Origin of the sequence: Edaphobacter dinghuensis, assembly GCF_014640335.1 — a bacterium.
In the GTDB taxonomy this organism is placed as follows: domain Bacteria; phylum Acidobacteriota; class Terriglobia; order Terriglobales; family Acidobacteriaceae; genus Edaphobacter; species Edaphobacter dinghuensis.
In genome coordinates this window covers 506,821-521,750 of record NZ_BMGT01000003.1, presented here as the reverse complement: position 1 = coordinate 521,750, position 14,930 = coordinate 506,821, and the positions used below count along the sequence as shown (strand labels likewise).

At 57.1% G+C, this 14,930-nt stretch carries 14 protein-coding genes; 10 read left to right on the top strand and 4 right to left on the bottom strand.

Annotated features, from left to right (window positions below):
• The first annotated feature begins 91 nt into the window (after positions 1 to 91).
• A complete protein-coding gene (locus IEW09_RS14165; protein ID WP_188554852.1) occupies positions 92 to 715 on the top strand; it encodes a Pr6Pr family membrane protein in 624 nt (207 codons plus the stop codon).
• 75 nt (positions 716 to 790) lie between these two features.
• Here IEW09_RS14165 and IEW09_RS14160 read toward each other — a convergent pair whose 3' ends face one another.
• Positions 791 to 1,225: a hypothetical protein gene (locus tag IEW09_RS14160; RefSeq protein WP_188554851.1), complete on the bottom strand. Its 435-nt coding sequence runs from the start codon at positions 1,223 to 1,225 to the stop codon at positions 791 to 793.
• Between the two features lie 353 nt (positions 1,226 to 1,578).
• On the opposite strand from IEW09_RS14160, the gene IEW09_RS14155 reads away from it, so the two are divergent.
• From IEW09_RS14155 to IEW09_RS14135, 5 genes are all read left to right on the top strand, one after another.
• Positions 1,579 to 1,965 (top strand): group III truncated hemoglobin, encoded by a 387-nt coding sequence (locus IEW09_RS14155; protein WP_188554850.1) that lies wholly within the window; start codon positions 1,579 to 1,581, stop codon positions 1,963 to 1,965.
• A 76-nt stretch (positions 1,966 to 2,041) separates the two neighbouring features.
• Positions 2,042 to 2,185 carry a DUF3309 family protein gene (locus IEW09_RS14150; RefSeq protein WP_188554849.1) on the top strand — a complete coding sequence of 48 codons (144 nt, stop codon included), beginning with the start codon at positions 2,042 to 2,044 and terminating at the stop codon, positions 2,183 to 2,185.
• Positions 2,186 to 2,315: 130 nt separating this feature from the next.
• Positions 2,316 to 3,884 carry an alpha-L-fucosidase gene (locus IEW09_RS14145; RefSeq protein ID WP_188554848.1) on the top strand — a complete coding sequence of 523 codons (1,569 nt, stop codon included), beginning with the start codon at positions 2,316 to 2,318 and terminating at the stop codon, positions 3,882 to 3,884.
• A 66-nt stretch (positions 3,885 to 3,950) separates the two neighbouring features.
• On the top strand, positions 3,951 to 4,745 hold the full coding sequence (locus IEW09_RS14140) for a dienelactone hydrolase family protein (RefSeq protein WP_188554847.1): 795 nt from the start codon (positions 3,951 to 3,953) through the stop codon (positions 4,743 to 4,745).
• Between the two features lie 31 nt (positions 4,746 to 4,776).
• Positions 4,777 to 5,451, top strand: a complete 675-nt coding sequence (locus IEW09_RS14135) for a peroxiredoxin-like family protein (RefSeq protein ID WP_188554846.1) — start codon at positions 4,777 to 4,779, stop codon at positions 5,449 to 5,451.
• 55 nt (positions 5,452 to 5,506) lie between these two features.
• Here IEW09_RS14135 and pgi read toward each other — a convergent pair whose 3' ends face one another.
• Positions 5,507 to 7,138: a glucose-6-phosphate isomerase gene (gene pgi, locus IEW09_RS14130; RefSeq protein ID WP_188554845.1), complete on the bottom strand. Its 1,632-nt coding sequence runs from the start codon at positions 7,136 to 7,138 to the stop codon at positions 5,507 to 5,509.
• Between the two features lie 204 nt (positions 7,139 to 7,342).
• Here pgi and IEW09_RS14125 point away from each other — a divergent pair, with 204 nt between their 5' ends.
• Positions 7,343 to 8,206: an IclR family transcriptional regulator domain-containing protein gene (locus tag IEW09_RS14125; protein WP_188554844.1), complete on the top strand. Its 864-nt coding sequence runs from the start codon at positions 7,343 to 7,345 to the stop codon at positions 8,204 to 8,206.
• A gap of 22 nt (positions 8,207 to 8,228) precedes the next feature.
• Here the strand turns inward: IEW09_RS14125 and IEW09_RS14120 are convergent, their stop codons facing one another.
• Both IEW09_RS14120 and IEW09_RS14115 read right to left on the bottom strand, forming a co-directional pair.
• Positions 8,229 to 9,149, bottom strand: a complete 921-nt coding sequence (locus IEW09_RS14120) for a type I phosphomannose isomerase catalytic subunit (protein WP_188554843.1) — start codon at positions 9,147 to 9,149, stop codon at positions 8,229 to 8,231.
• 45 nt (positions 9,150 to 9,194) lie between these two features.
• Positions 9,195 to 12,038 carry a bifunctional YncE family protein/alkaline phosphatase family protein gene (locus IEW09_RS14115; protein WP_188554842.1) on the bottom strand — a complete coding sequence of 948 codons (2,844 nt, stop codon included), beginning with the start codon at positions 12,036 to 12,038 and terminating at the stop codon, positions 9,195 to 9,197.
• Between the two features lie 153 nt (positions 12,039 to 12,191).
• On the opposite strand from IEW09_RS14115, the gene IEW09_RS14110 reads away from it, so the two are divergent.
• The 3 genes from IEW09_RS14110 to IEW09_RS14100 all read left to right on the top strand — a co-directional run bounded on the left by IEW09_RS14110 (position 12,192) and on the right by IEW09_RS14100 (position 14,919).
• A complete protein-coding gene (locus tag IEW09_RS14110) occupies positions 12,192 to 13,181 on the top strand; it encodes an acyl-CoA desaturase (protein WP_188554841.1) in 990 nt (329 codons plus the stop codon).
• An 89-nt stretch (positions 13,182 to 13,270) separates the two neighbouring features.
• Positions 13,271 to 14,194, top strand: coding sequence for a sensor histidine kinase (locus IEW09_RS14105; protein ID WP_188554840.1), 924 nt, complete (start codon positions 13,271 to 13,273; stop codon positions 14,192 to 14,194).
• Complete coding sequence (locus tag IEW09_RS14100) at positions 14,194 to 14,919, top strand: response regulator transcription factor (protein ID WP_188555263.1); 726 nt, start codon at positions 14,194 to 14,196, stop codon at positions 14,917 to 14,919. Before IEW09_RS14105 ends, IEW09_RS14100 begins: the two co-directional genes overlap by 1 nt.
• Positions 14,920 to 14,930: the final 11 nt, after the last annotated feature.

Here is a 14,930-nt window from a genome sequence, read left to right as displayed (position 1 = left end):
CCACATCTCAAAATCGAGATGTGGGGCACCCCTCCCCGGAGAGATGCGCGAGGACCGTTGACCCCACCCCCCACATCCCCCATAGTGGAGCATGGCCAAACGCTACCCCCTAGCCGCCGCCCGCCTCTTCTTCGGCCTCCTCACCCTGGCCGCGCTCGCCACATCCTTCATCGACTCCGTCCTCAGCACCGGCAATAGCGCCGCCAACTTCTTCAGCTTCTTCACCATCCTCACCAATCTCTTCGTAGCCATCGTCCTCCTCGCAGGAGCAACTCACCTCATCCGCGACAAAGCCCCCACAGAAGCCGACGACATCACCCGCGGCAGCGCAACCGTCTCCATTGCCATCGTCGGCATCGTCTTCGGCCTTCTCCTCAGCCACCTCGACAGCGGCATGATTCCCTGGACCAACTTCGTCGTCCACTCCCTCATGCCCGTCGTCATGGTGCTCGACTGGCTCATCCAGCCGCTCAAGGCCACGCTCGTCCCCAGACACATCTGGTTCTGGGTCATCTACCCCATCGCCTATCTGGCCTACTCGCTCATCCGCGGAGCCTTCACCAACTGGTATCCCTACTGGTTCATCGACCCCAACAAAGCCCCCGGCGGCTGGGCCGGCGTCGCCGTCCACAGCGCCGTCATCACCATCGCCTTCCTCGCCGTCAGCTTCCTGCTCCTCTGGCTCGGCAACAAGCTCAAACGCAACGTCGTCTAAGCCATCGCCTTAAAACAAAACGCCCACCTCAGAGCGAGGTGGACGTTTTGCCCTACCGTAAATCAATTGGCAGAATTACCGGTGTCCGCCGCCACCATGACCGCCTCCACCGTGGAAACCGCCGCCGTAGCCGTGTCCGCCGCTGTAGCCGCCGCGGTATCCTCCGCCATAGCCGCCACGTCCATACGCATAGCCACGACCATAGCCATAACCGCGTCCATAACCGTAACCACGATATCCGTAATAGCCACGGCCATAATAGGCATGCCGATACCACGGCCCAGCCCCGATAAAGATTCCGCCGCTAAACCACGCCGGGCCATAGTACCCGTAAGGAGCACAGGAGTACGGAGGGTATCCGTAATATCCGTAAGAACAAACCGGCGGCCCATAGCCATAGCCGTCATAGGCATAAGGGCCTACGCCAATGCCAACTGAGACCTGAGCCTGCGAGTACGTCACCGGGATCAAGAAGATCGAAAGCAAAGCAACATATCTTAGAAATTTCACCACTACCTCCTCACCAGAATCCGGAGTCTTCCGGACTTCCTGGCGACCCATGCGCTCTGCTTGGGCCTATCTGATAAAACCCGAATCGCTCCCAAAGTTGTGGTCCGTTCAGGTTCAGCCAGCCGCCATTCGATGCAAAAATCTTGACACCGCTGATAAACTCAATCCAGAAATAAGCCTTAGGAAGCCCGGCAAACAGCCGGGCTTTTGTCATCTGAAGTCATACCGAAGTCCAGACTTAAAGTCTCTACTTCGAAGACTTTAGGACTTAAGTGCAGAGGGGGAGAGGTACTCCACCTAGAAGCAAAAAGTAACGGGCCATGCAGCAGAGCACAAAGAAAGAGGCAACCAAAATGGCGGAAGACAAAATTACCGAAGAAGAGATCTCAAACCTGGTAGACCGTTTCTATGCCAAGGTACAGGTCGACCCCGAGATCGGCCCCATCTTCAACGAGAAGATTGAGGACTGGCCCGCTCACCTGGCCCTGCTCAAAAACTTCTGGTCTACCGTCATGCTGACCACTGGTCGCTACAAAGGCGACCCTATGATGACCCACCTTCAACTCCCGCTGGAGCCCAGCCACTTCAACCGCTGGCTCGAGCTCTTCGCCGAAACAGCCAAAGAAGTCATGGCTCCCAATCATGCCGCCATCATCATTACTAAATCCGAGCGCATCGCAGGCAACTTCAAGGCAGGCATCGCTTACCAGCGAAGCAATCTCTCGCAGCCTAATTTGTAATTGCTTATTGCACATATAAGAAAAACTGCATCTCACTCCTCAGCGAGCGAAACTTCGCCGCCACGGGAGACGTGACATGCTGATTCTTCTCATTATTCTGATTCTGATATTTGGTTTTGGAGGTTATCGCCTCGGTCCGGGACTCGGTTATTACGGCGGTGGCAGCATCAGTCTCATCCTGCTTATTGTTCTCATCCTGCTTTTACTCAGGGTTATCTAGCTGCACGAGCCCATTCTTCGCCGCGTCGGGAGAATGGGCTTAAGTGCAGCGTCCGTCGTCAATTTGCATCTATCGTCATCGGTCACTACATTGGCAGTGTAAAAATCTTCCAATGGAGAACCGCTCCGACATGCACATTACTCGTCGCAAAGCTTTGCAACTCCTCGCTGCCACAGCGCCGGCTCTCGCTCTCCGGCGTTCTCTCGCCGCAACTCTTCCAATCGCTGCCGGGCCGTTCCAAGGCACCCGCGAATCGCTGGCTGCCTATCGCATTCCTGCATGGTTCGCCGACGCCAAGTTCGGCATCTGGTCTCATTGGGGACCGCAATCCGGCGTTGAAGACGGTGACTGGTACGCGCGCAACATGTACATCCAGGGCTCCGCCCAGTACAACTATCACGTCGAAACCTACGGCCATCCATCAAAGGTTGGCTACAAAGATCTTGTCCCTCAGTTCAAAGCTGCTCGCTGGGACCCTGAGCATCTTATGGATCTCTACGTCAAAGCTGGAGCCAAGTACTTTTTCTCCATGGGAGTTCACCACGACAACTTTGACATGTGGAACTCCAAATACCAGCCTCGCTGGAACGCTAAAGCAATCGGGCCGAAGCGCGACATCGTCGGCGAGTGGAAAGTCGCTGCACGCAAGCGCGGCCTTCGCTTCGGAGTCAGCGAACACCTGTCGAATTCCTTCGACTGGCTGGCACCTGCTCACACCAGCGATTCCACCGGGCCGCTCGCAGGTGTCCCCTACGATGGCGTCCTTCCTGCCTATAAAGACCTGTATCACGACTACTCGGGCGAACCCGCGAACTTCGCCAAAACCGCCGAAGCTATGGGCCGTGTTGCGCCCGACTGGTGGAAGCAGCAATATTTCAACCGCATCAAGGACCTCGTGGATCAACATCAGCCCGATCTGTTGTATACAGACGGTGGAATTCCCTTCGACGAGTATGGACTCTCGCTAGTCGCCAATCTCTATAACCTCAGCGCAGCTAAACATGGCGGCAAAGTCGAAGCCGTCTATAACAGCAAGACGACTACCGACTGCGCGACGGGAACCTGCGCGCTCGACCGAGAGCGCGGCGTGCTCGACGACATCTCTCCTGTTCCCTGGCAGACAGACACCTGCATCGGCGAGTGGCATTATAAACGTGGTGTCAGGTATAAGACCGCAAAGAAGGTCATCGACCTGCTCGTCGATATCGTCAGCAAGAACGGCAACCTTCTGCTCAACTTTCCCCTGCCTAACTCGGGCGAGTTGGATTTCGAAGAGATGGTCACCCTTAACGGCATCACCGCATGGATGGCAGTCAACAGCGAAGGTATCTATGCCACGCGACCATGGAAGATCTATGGTGAAGGCCCATCAACCAAGGTTGTCATTCGTTCGAACGGCCAGGAGTTCGATCCCAACGAGGGCAAAAAGCCCGACCTGACAGCCAGCGACGTTCGCTTTACCACCAAGGGCGATGCGCTCTACGCCTTCGTTCAGGGTTGGCCGGAAGGAGCGGCTACGATTGCTGCGCTCGGCACCTCCAGTCCTCAGAATCCGGCAAAGATTACCAGTGCCTCGATGCTGGGGTATGACGGCCATTTGAAGTTCACGCAGGATGCAGACGCCCTTCGCGTCACGCTACCGTCGAATCGCCCGACAACGGCTGATATCGGCATCACATTGAAGCTGACCACGGCTTGACGACGCTCGTTCAATTGACACAATTGTTGCTTGTCGGCGCGTCGCATGCGGGACTACACTCCCTGCATGCGACGCGCTGCCATTAAACTTCTCGCACTCCTTCTGTTTCTTCCGATTGCCGCTCACGCTCAGGATTGGGCCAAAGCGCGGCTCGACAAGTCTCCTCGGCACCATGAATACGTCTCGCTCAAGCATGGTGATCGCACGGTGCAGGCCTTCGTTGTCTATCCCGAGGTCAGCCACAAAGCTCCGGTGGTCGTCCTCATCCACGAGATCTTCGGCCTTACCGATTGGGCCAAAGAGATGGCCGATGAGATCGCCGCCGAAGGCTACATCGTTATCGCACCGGACCTGCTCTCGGGTCACGGCCCGCATGGCGGCGGATTCAGCGAGTTCGCCAGTCAGGACGATGCCGTCAAAGCTGTCTCCGGTCTGAACCCCGACGATGTTAACGCCGACCTCGACGCTGCAGCGGACTATGCGAAGAAGATCCCCTCGGCCAACGGAAAGCTTGCCGTGACAGGCTTCTGCTGGGGCGGCGGAAAGTCTTTTGCCTTTGCCACTCACCGCCATGATCTTTCAGCTGCCTTTGTCTTCTATGGACCGCCGCCATCCGATCTTGCTGCGATTACCGCGCCTGTCTATGGCTTCTATGCCGGCAACGATGCTCGCATCAGCGCCACTGTTCCAGCTACTACCGAGGCGATGAAGGCAGCGAACAAGAAATATGAGCCGATCATCTACGATGGCGCGGGACATGGGTTTATGAGAGCAGGCGAGGCTCCTGATCCTACACCGGCGAATAAGAAGGCGCGGGAAGAAGGGTTTGATCGCCTCATCAAGCTGCTCGGCACAATGTGACGCGGGATTACGGCGGCTGCGATAATGACATGTGGCCGCCTCTCTTCAAGACCAACTCGATCGCATCACGCAAAACACTCGCAAGCTCGTACAGGCTGAGCGCCTGGCTATCTCCGAACAAGCTACAGCGGACCTCTTCGCTACTGGAATCGAAGACCGTATCCTTCCCGTTGGAAGCATTGCTCCCAGTTTTTCCTTGCAGGACACACGTAGCGGAAAGCCGATACAGTCTGCCGATCTACTGGCCCTGGGGCCGCTGGTCGTCAAATTCTTTCGTGGACGGTGGTGTCCTTATTGCGTCACTGAGCTGGAGACCTGGCGTGAGCTTTATCCCCAGCTCCGCGAACGCGGTGCGCTCTTTGTCGCCATCTCGCCGCAGACGCCACGACAAAATGACTTCATGATGCAGCAGCACGCTCTGTCCTTCCCTCTGCTTGCCGATCCCGGTGCGGAAGTGGCTGAAAAATTTGGGATCGCCTACACAATTCCCGCGCAGCACCGGCGCTACTACCAGAGCATCCTCGTCAACATCCCTTTCAACAACGCCGGGCTGAGCTATCACAACGCCACCGAAGCGAGTTGGCGGCTTCCCTTGCCTGCCGTCTTCGTCATCCGGCAGGACGGAACAGTAGCTTTCAGCGAAGCTCATGCAGACTTTCGTGTCCGTCCGGAACCGGCAGACGTGCTGGCTGCGCTCTCCCGTTAAAACAGCGATGCCCGCCCCGAAGGACGAGCATCGCTCTTCATCGCAACAGACAAAGCTACTTGTTCTTGCGATACCGCTGAATCAGGTTGGTTGTGGAGGTATCGTGCGCCAGCTTCGGTTCGGTCTCGCTCTCCAATTCGCCGATGATCTTCTGCGCCAACACCTTGCCTAATTCGACGCCCCACTGATCGAACGAGTCGATGTTCCAGATTGCACCCTGCGTTAAGACAGCGTGCTCGTAAAGCGCGACCAACTTGCCGAGAACAGCAGGCGTCAGCTTGTCAGCGAGGATTGTGTTTGAGGGACGATTGCCCTCGAAGACGCGGTGCGGCACCAGCCAGTCGGGTGTGCCCTCGGCCTTGACCTGCTCGGCAGTCTTGCCGAAGGCGAGTGCCTCGGCCTGCGCGAAGACGTTGGCCATGAGCATATCGTGATGGCGCCCCAGCGGATTCAGCGTCTTGTAGAAGCCGATGAAGTCGCAGGGAATAAGCCGCGTGCCCTGGTGAATGAGCTGATAGAACGAGTGCTGGCCGTTAGTGCCTGGCTCGCCCCAGTAAATTGGACCGGTCAGGGTATCAACCAACTCTCCATCGAGGGTGACATGCTTGCCGTTCGACTCCATCGTCAACTGCTGGAGATAAGCCGGGAAACGCTTCAGGTATTGCTCGTAAGGCAGGATCGCCACGGTCTGAGCATCGAAGAAGTCGGTGTACCAGATAGTGAGCAAGCCGAGCAACACAGGCAGATTTTTCTCAAAAGGCGTTGTGCGGAAGTGCACGTCCATCTCGTGAAATCCGGCGAGCATGGCGCGGAAGTTGTCAGGCCCGATGGCTAGCATCGTCGACAGCCCGATGGCCGAGTCCATGGAGTAGCGGCCACCAACCCAGTCCCAGAAGCCGAACATGTTTGCGGTGTCGATGCCGAACTTTGCTACCTCTTTGGCATTGGTCGAGATGGCTACGAAGTGCTTGGCCACTGCCTTCTCATCGCCGAGCTTTGCCAGTGCCCAGTCACGCGCGGTGTGGGCGTTGGTCATGGTCTCGAGCGTGGTGAAGGTCTTGGAGGCAACGAGGAACAGCGTCTCTTCCGCGTCGAGGTCTTCAACAGCCTCGGCAAAGTCGGTGCCGTCGACGTTGGAGACGAAGCGAAAGGTGAGATCGCGCTGGCTATAGAACTTCAGCGCTTCGTAGGCCATAACCGGGCCGAGGTCCGAGCCACCAATGCCGATGTTCACAACATTGCGAATTTTTTTGCCGGTGTGACCCTTCCACTCGCCGCTGCGAACGCGGTCGGCGAAAGCCGACATCTTGTCCAGCACCTCATGCACTGCGGGAACGACATCTTCGCCGTCGAGAACGATCGACTCGCCCTTCGGAGCGCGCAGGGCGACGTGCAGAACGGCGCGGTTCTCCGTGATATTGATCTTATCGCCGCGAAACATCGCCTCGATCTTCTCTCGCAGTCCCGACTCCTCAGCGAGTTGGAGCAACAGCTTCAGGGTCTCGTCGGTGATGCGATTCTTCGAGTAGTCAAGAAATATGCCGCCTGTCTCCGCGGTAAATCGGTCTCCGCGCGCGGGGTCCTCGGCAAATAGCTCACGCAGATGCTTGCCGCCAATCTGCTGAAAGTGGGTTTGAAGAGCTTTGAATGCCTTCCGTTCGCCGACAGGTGCAAGTTGTGTTGCCATACGCTTTGCTTCTCCTTTGATAGTGCTCATCCGGGTTTGACTGCCTATAGTTTAGTGCCGAAGTCTGAACGTTTGTTGAATCTGGTTCTCCACAAGACGGGAACAGTAGCATCTTGCAACAATTTCTATGTGCGTTTATCGTATATATAGTCCGGCTATCGGTCCCTGCTTTTACTCGAGCGATTCCGGCATGGAAGGATTGCAATGAGTCTCGCTCCCCGCCGTTCTACGCCGTCCACCGCAACACCGGCGACTGCTCCTCTGCCTGACGCACCAAAAACCAGCCCTGCTGCTGCTCTTGAAGTCTTTACCGGCGACCCGAATTTCATGACATCGTTGGCGCGCGGACTCATCGTGATCCAGGCGTTCACTCAGCAAGCACCTCAGATGACGATCTCGCAGCTCAGCATCAAGACGGGCCTCTCGCGCGCCGCGGTACGGAGGTGTCTCTATACGCTGACCAAGCTGGGTTTTGCAGGAGCGGAAGATGGGTCGCGCTACTCGCTGCGTCCGCGGATGCTGACGCTCTCGCATACCTATACGGCTTCCAATACGCTGTCGAGCGCGGCCCAGCCTATTCTTGAGCGGATGTCGGCTGCGCTGCGTGAATCTTTCTCAGTAGCAACCCTCGATGGGGAAGACATTGTTTACATTGCCCGGACGAGCGTTAGCCGGGTGATGTCGGTGGATCTGCATATTGGCAGCCGTCTACCCGCGTATTGCACCAGCATGGGGCGGATTCTGCTGGCCTATCTGCCTTCAGAACAGCTTGAAAACTATCTGGCAAAGGTGGAACTGATTCCGTATACGACGCGAACGGTAAACACGATCGAAAAACTGCGACTGCACCTGCGCAATATTCGGCGGAATGGCTATTCCATCTGCGATCAGGAATATGAGGTTGGACTGCGGTCGCTGGCTGTGCCAGTATTCTCTCCTTCAGGGCGAGCAGTGGCGACGATCAACCTGAGCGGAAATGCGCAGCGGATGTCGGTGATGGATATGCAAACCCGGTTTCTGCCGCATCTGCGCAATGCGGCCAGCGAACTGAGCGTCTTCCTGCGCTGATTGTGCGCGAATCAGTCTCGAGTTAGCTTGCAGGTGCCATGCAGCGGACGAAAGAGAGGGCGGCCGGTGCGTCGATGACAATATCGCCAGTCCCTTGAGGAAGAACGACCGCCTGACCGGGCTTAAGGCCGGTTGAGCCGTGAGCGCTCTTCACCGTGCCCCAGCCGGAGAGGCTCACCAGGCAGGCTGGGCCAGTGGCTGGGATTTTGATCTCGCCAAAGGGAACATCGAAGCGGTCTACGGTGAAATACTCCTGTTCGATCAGGCGAACGAAGCCGTCCATCGGACGAGGTTCGACTTTGCCTGCCTTGGTCTTCGCCTTGATGACGGCGATTCCCTTTTCCAGATGCAGCTCACGCGGGCGACCGTAGTCGTAGAGGCGATAGGTGACATCGCTGGTCTGCTGGGTCTCAAGCAGAACGACGCCAGGCCCGATGGCGTGGACGGTTCCTGCATCCACAAAGATCATGTCGCCAACCGAGACGGAAACCTGTTCCAACAGCTCTTCCATAGTTCCATCAGCTACCGAAGCTGCTACCTCTGCGGCGCCGGCTCCCGACTTGAGGCCGAGAGAGACGGTGGCACCGGGGACGGCTTCGAGGACGTACCAACACTCCGTCTTGCCGCGGGTCTCCCCTGCGGCCTGGGCCTGAACGTCGTCGGGGTGAACCTGAACGGAGAGCTTGTCGTTGGGAAAGAGGATCTTGACCAACAAGGGAAACTCACCGCCAATCCTGCCGGACATCTCCTCGAAGGTCTTGCCGGAGAAAGGACCGGTCTCAACGATGCTCGCCGGGCCGGTGAGCCATGCCTCTCCGACGAGCTCATTGGTGCCGGTTGATTCATACCAAGGAAGGAGATCACTCTTACCCCATACACGCTCGCTGAACCATGGCTTCAGGCGAAAGGGAGCGGGCAGGTTTGAACTGTGCGAGTTGGACATTGAGAAGAGTTCTCCTGAGGGTATGTGCTCAGGTCAGTTTACTCGCTAATCATCATCGTCATCTTTCACCTTTTTATAGTGAATCAACAACTGGGCTGGAACCGGCTTGTCACCCATCGCGTCCTTCCACAGGATCACGTTCAGCTTGCGGGAGTCGGCCCGGTCGGCGTGACGAAAGTCCATCTTCATGGACTGCTTTGCTCCGGGCGCGGTTCTTTTGTTCGCAGTGTAGATCAGGCCGTTGTCGCGATTCACGTAATCCGCGGTGAACGGCGGCTGATCACCGGGACCGGTAAATTCAGGCGTCATCGCGCTGCTGAAGGCATCGTTGTTATTCATCGGAGGAAGGCCCAGAACCATCTCCATCGTACGGATCATTGAGACTGTAGTGTAAAAGCGGCTGTCGACGAATGCACTTCCGTCTGCCTTTCGCGGAGCATACTTGCTGATCACGAGGGCCATGCTGCGGTGAGCGTCCACGTGGTCTGCGCCGTTTTGCGCGTCGTCTTCAAGAATGAAGAACGCGGTGTCGTTCCAGTAGGCGGAGTGCGAAACCGCATCGACAGCGCGACCGATGGCCAGATCGTTATCGGCGATAGAAGACTTAGGACTTGGCGCGCCGGGACGAGTCCCAGCAGTGTGGTCGTCGGGCATTCTCAGCATGACAAAGTTAGGCATTGTGTCGTTGCCGGCATTACGGTCAGCGACCCACTTTTTGAAGTGGCGAAGAAAGACGGCAACGCGAATCTGGTCGGGCACCATCAGGTTGAAGTCCGGCTGCTCCGGAGCGAAGTGTCCGACGAGTTCGGGCTTGGTGGCGACGTTGCGCGCAAGCAGAGGAATCGCCCACGGCCACTTGTTGATGCCGCCGCCCCAGACCTCGGGAATCTGGCCACCGGGTGGGATCGACTTCGGCACACAGAGCTTGGTCGAGCCGGACATCGCGCCTTGCTGCGAATCGACCTGCTTCATCGCGTCCTTGTCGCTGCAAAAGGTAGAGGAGATGTACTCGCCAAAGTGATAGAGTGTTTTGCCGTGTGCGGCAAGATCACCCCATAGATACCCGCTCGACGGCTCGTTGACATCGGGGATGTTCTGTTGAATGGGATAGCCATCCGCGACCATGCCCTCGAAATCGTAGGTGCGCTGGCCACGGCTGTAGTTCTGCGACCAGGTCTTCTCCAGATAGTCGGTGCCGATGGCTGCATTCGACCAGACATGCCCCTGTCCCGAGACCTCGCCTGAGTCGTAGAAGTTGTCCAAGACGCCGAACTGGAGCGCCATGCGGTGTTGGTTAGGCGTAACGTCTTCGCCGTACATGGTCAGGCTCGGGTCACCGTTGCCAACTGCATTGCCGTTCTGTTTGAGATCGCCGAACAACTGATCGTAGGTACGATTCTCTTTGATGATGTAGATGACGTGCTTGATTGGATTGCCGCCATTGGCGAAGACCAGCTTTTGCTGAGCCGCTTTGAGACGATTTGCCTCGAGAACCTCAGATGTCCAGCGCGGAAGATTCTGTTCGAGCGTTGCCATATCGAGCGAGACCATGGAGCCATAGAGCAAGGTGCCGATGTAGGTGGTAGCACCCTGCAATTTCTTCGCGGCAATGGTCTGGGATGTGCGTCGTTGCGGAAAGTTGTTGGGGCCGGTCCCCTTGCCCTTGTCGGTTGCAAGGTAGAGCTTGCCGCCGGTAAAGGCCATCGAGACCGGCAGCCATTCAGTAGGCACAAATCCCGTGGGCTCAATCATGCCTTTCTTTGCAGCACCAGCAGTCAGCTTTGCGGTGTCGATCACCGCAACCGAATCCGAGCCGAAGTTGGCAACGTAGAGCTGCCTTCCGCCCGCGCCAAGGGCGAGGGCCACAGGCTCTGCACCGAAGTAGCTTTGACCTGGGAGCCGGGTATCAAAGTAGCCCTTCACAGCGAACTGCGTGGCCTTGATGTTGATCGCCGCGATTGCATCGCGGTTTGAGAGCGCAACGTACATGGTCTGTCCGTCCGGAGAGATCTCAAGCGCGGAGGGATGTGTTCCCGGAGCAGTGGCTACATTGGGCTTGAGCAGTGAAAGCTTTCGACCGACGATGCCGCCTTTCAGATCCAGCTCGACGACCTCGGAGGCGTTCCAAAGAGCGACGAAGGCACGTGAGCCATCGGGCGAGACAGCCAGAGCGACCGGATAGGTCGATGGCACAGTATTGTTCTCTGAGAGATCGAACCGCGTGAGTATCGCACCTGAGTTTGCGTCGATCAGTAGTACATCGTCAGAGAGATTGTCGGCGACCAACAGCTTCTCTGTCCCGGCACCACCCACAACAGCGATAGCCGCAGGAAACGGAATCCCCTTATCACCTTCGACGCCGCCAACCAGCATGGTTTTACGGCCCGCAGCCAGTTGCTGCAGAGGAATTTTAATCATGCGCTCGCGTGAGATTCTGCCATCGCTGAAGCCGTAAACTACAACTCCGTTGCCAGTATCGTTGGCTCGTTTGCCGGTTGGATCTGAAGTGGAAGCCATGCTCGCATAAATATGACGGCCGTCGCGGCTGAAGGCGAGGCCGGAGTAGAGCGTCTGGCCTGCGCCGACCAGTGTACGGTCGTCGGGAAAATCAGTAATATTGCCGGTTTGCGTGTCCATCACGGCAAGCGATTGCATGTAATTGGACTCGTAGGTTCCATAGCCCGCATTGACAGTGACGACGTATCGACCATCGCGCGAGACAGCCATTGAGATGGGCAGGCTATTGAGACGCTGTGGACTGCCGGGAACCGGGCCTACGATTTGCTTTCCACTCGGCAGATTGATCGTCTGGCCCAGAACACTAATGGCCCCTGCTGTCATCACGGTAACCGTAAATGCAGCCGTCAGAAACTTCGCTGAACAAGTCATGCCATTTACCTTACAACTCCACTCTTCTTAGTGGCATTACAAAAGTTTTACAAAGTGCAGGCACGAAATACGGAGCCATTACAAAAGTCTTACACCTGCCTGCTTTGATGGCTGATAGCGTTGAGATCAGCAGTACAAAGGATCGCTCCCAATATGTCACCCACGATTACCAAGCCCGAAGAAACGACGACGACGAAGGCCGCCGCCGCACGCGTCATTCCTGTTGTCGCCGAAGTCCGCCAGAAGGTAAAGCAGGACCTTCGCATGGGCCGCGAGTATCAGCAAGGCCGCATCAACTGGATCACCACCATTGCCATGGGGCTGTTCCATGTGGGCGCCATTGCCGCGCTCTTCTTCTTCAGCTGGAAGAATCTCGCTGCGTTCGTCATCATGTACTTCTTCGCGATCAACGTCGGCATCGGCATGGCTTATCACCGTCTGCTGACTCACCGTGGCTATAAGACGCCGCGATGGGTCGAATACTTTTTGACCATGTGCGGAACGTTGGCGCTCGAGGGTGGACCGATCTTCTGGGTGGCTACACATCGTGTTCACCATCAGAACTCCGACGATGAGGGCGATCCGCATACACCGCACGACGGCACCTGGTGGGCGCACGCCGGCTGGATCCTTTCCGGTCGCGCCATGCACTCCGAGACCGCGCTCCTGGGTCGTTACGCTCCCGACCTTACCCGCGATCCAGTGCATGTGTGGCTGAGCAAATACCACTGGGTTCCACTGACATTGACTGGTTTCCTTCAGATTGCCATCGGCGCTGCCCTTGCCGGTCCCGACCATCGCATCGTCGGCGCGCTCGGCATGGTCCTATGGGGAACATTCCTCCGCGTCACTGTTGGTCTGCATGCAACCTGGTTGGTGAATTCGGCCACGCACATGTGGGGCAAGCGACGCTTCGAAACCAAGGACGACTCGCGCAATAACTGGTGGGTAGCAATTCTTACCGGCGGCGAAGGCTGGCACAACAACCACCACGCGCACCCTGTAAGCGCGCGGCATGGACTGGCGTGGTACGAGTTCGACATTAATTACTACGGCATCTGGCTGCTCTCGAAGATTGGCCTGGCGAAGAAGGTACAGATCGCCAAGTTCGATCCGCAGAACCCAAAGCCCGCAGGCGCGTAAGATTCGGCATCAAACCCGGAGCTAAGGCGTGGAACCCCGTTCTACGCCTTAGCTTTTTAATGCCTGCCGCTATACTTTCAGCAACGGTCATGAATATTACCCGACGCCGCGGAACCATCGCCTTCTTCATCACGCTCGGCGTCCTGCTTGTGGGCCTTGCGATTGCGCTGAATATCGGGTGGATCATTCTTAATGACCGCGCGGTCGCATTCGCGGTGCTTGGCGTTATCCTCTTCAGCCTGCTGATCGCGGGAGTTGTCCTCAATACGGTTTTTCTGGTGCGAGAGGTTCGCCGCAACGAGCGGCAGGACTCCTTTTTAAACGCCGTCAGCCACGAGCTAAAGACGCCGATCGCTTCGATCCGCCTTTATCTGGAGACCCTGCAACGCCGCCCCGTCGAAGAAGAGCAGCGGCAACAGTTCTATAAGATCATGCTGGCGGATTCAGATCGGCTGCTGGCCACCGTGGAACAGGTGTTGAAGGCCGGTCAACTGGGCCAGCGCCATCGTCAGCAGAATCGCACCGTCATCGACATCGAAACGCTGCTTGAGGAGTGTATCCAGGTCACGCTGCAGCGGCATCACCTTGCAGCGGATAGCATCTACCTCGAACCGGTGTCGGGCGCCGTACGTCTGCAGGTCATCGGTATTCCAGAGGACCTGCGCACCGCGATCGTCAACGTACTCGACAATGCTGTCAAGTATTCGCCCGATGGCGTGCATGTTCGCTGCTCGCTGGCCATCACACGTTATACGTGGGTCACACTGCGCATCACCGATAAGGGCATGGGCTTGCCCTCCAATGAGTACAAGCGCATCTTCCGCAGGTTTTATCGCGTGCCTGGGCGCTCCATGGTCAAGATCAAGGGAACCGGGTTGGGTCTGTTCCTGGTACGCAACATTGCGCGCCAGCACGGCGGAGATGTTACTGCATCGAGCGCCGGCACGAGCCTTGGCACTACGATCACCTTTACGTTGCCGTTAGCGGGCCCCGAGGGGAAACCGGATAAATGATGACAGAATCGACTGCTACACTGATCGTCCTCGTTGAAGATGAAGAGCATCTTGCGCAGGGGCTACTGTTCAATCTTCAAGCGGAAGGCTATGCCACACATCACGAGTCTGATGGCGATGCTGCTCTGGAGTACCTGTTGAAGACGCAGGACAAGATCGCTGCCATCGTGCTGGACTGTATGTTGCCGGGCACGGACGGCTTTGCCATTGTTCATGCTCTGCGCGAGGCCCGGCGATATACGCCAGTGCTGATGCTGACGGCACGCGCTCGTCCACTGGATATTCTTGAGGGACTCGAAGCGGGTGCCGACGATTATCTGCCAAAACCCTTCGAGCTGAGCATCCTGCTGATGCGACTGAAGTCTCTGTTGCGCCGGGCCGCATGGCAAAATACGCCCGCGCCTGCGGAGCTGCCGCCGGACGAATACAGCTTCAACCATCGCACCATTCGCTTCGATGCGCTCGAGTTAGTTGCGCCCAATCGGACAACACATCTGACAATGATGGAAGCAGACCTTCTACGCTACCTCACCGATCGCGAAGGCCAGATTGTGCCGCGCAAGGACATCCTTGAACAGGTGTGGCGTGTTCACGAGGATACCGATACGCGCGCCATCGATAATTTCATTGTGCGTCTTCGCCGCTACATCGAAGACGATCCCGGCAGTCCACAGCATCTTCTTACTGTGCGCGGCATCGGTTATCGATTCGTCGCTAATCCTTAACTTGATTCCAT

Coding starts and splice junctions, on each gene's coding strand:
- IEW09_RS14110 (WP_188554841.1), top strand. CDS start 12,192: ATGTCACCCACGATTACCAAGCCCGAAGAAACGACGACGACGAAGGCC.
- IEW09_RS14145 (WP_188554848.1), top strand. CDS start 2,316: ATGCACATTACTCGTCGCAAAGCTTTGCAACTCCTCGCTGCCACAGCG.
- IEW09_RS14115 (WP_188554842.1), bottom strand. CDS start 12,038: ATGACTTGTTCAGCGAAGTTTCTGACGGCTGCATTTACGGTTACCGTG.
- IEW09_RS14155 (WP_188554850.1), top strand. CDS start 1,579: ATGGCGGAAGACAAAATTACCGAAGAAGAGATCTCAAACCTGGTAGAC.
- IEW09_RS14165 (WP_188554852.1), top strand. CDS start 92: ATGGCCAAACGCTACCCCCTAGCCGCCGCCCGCCTCTTCTTCGGCCTC.
- IEW09_RS14150 (WP_188554849.1), top strand. CDS start 2,042: ATGCTGATTCTTCTCATTATTCTGATTCTGATATTTGGTTTTGGAGGT.
- IEW09_RS14125 (WP_188554844.1), top strand. CDS start 7,343: ATGAGTCTCGCTCCCCGCCGTTCTACGCCGTCCACCGCAACACCGGCG.
- IEW09_RS14100 (WP_188555263.1), top strand. CDS start 14,194: ATGACAGAATCGACTGCTACACTGATCGTCCTCGTTGAAGATGAAGAG.
- pgi (WP_188554845.1), bottom strand. CDS start 7,138: ATGGCAACACAACTTGCACCTGTCGGCGAACGGAAGGCATTCAAAGCT.
- IEW09_RS14105 (WP_188554840.1), top strand. CDS start 13,271: ATGAATATTACCCGACGCCGCGGAACCATCGCCTTCTTCATCACGCTC.
- IEW09_RS14140 (WP_188554847.1), top strand. CDS start 3,951: ATGCGACGCGCTGCCATTAAACTTCTCGCACTCCTTCTGTTTCTTCCG.
- IEW09_RS14120 (WP_188554843.1), bottom strand. CDS start 9,149: ATGTCCAACTCGCACAGTTCAAACCTGCCCGCTCCCTTTCGCCTGAAG.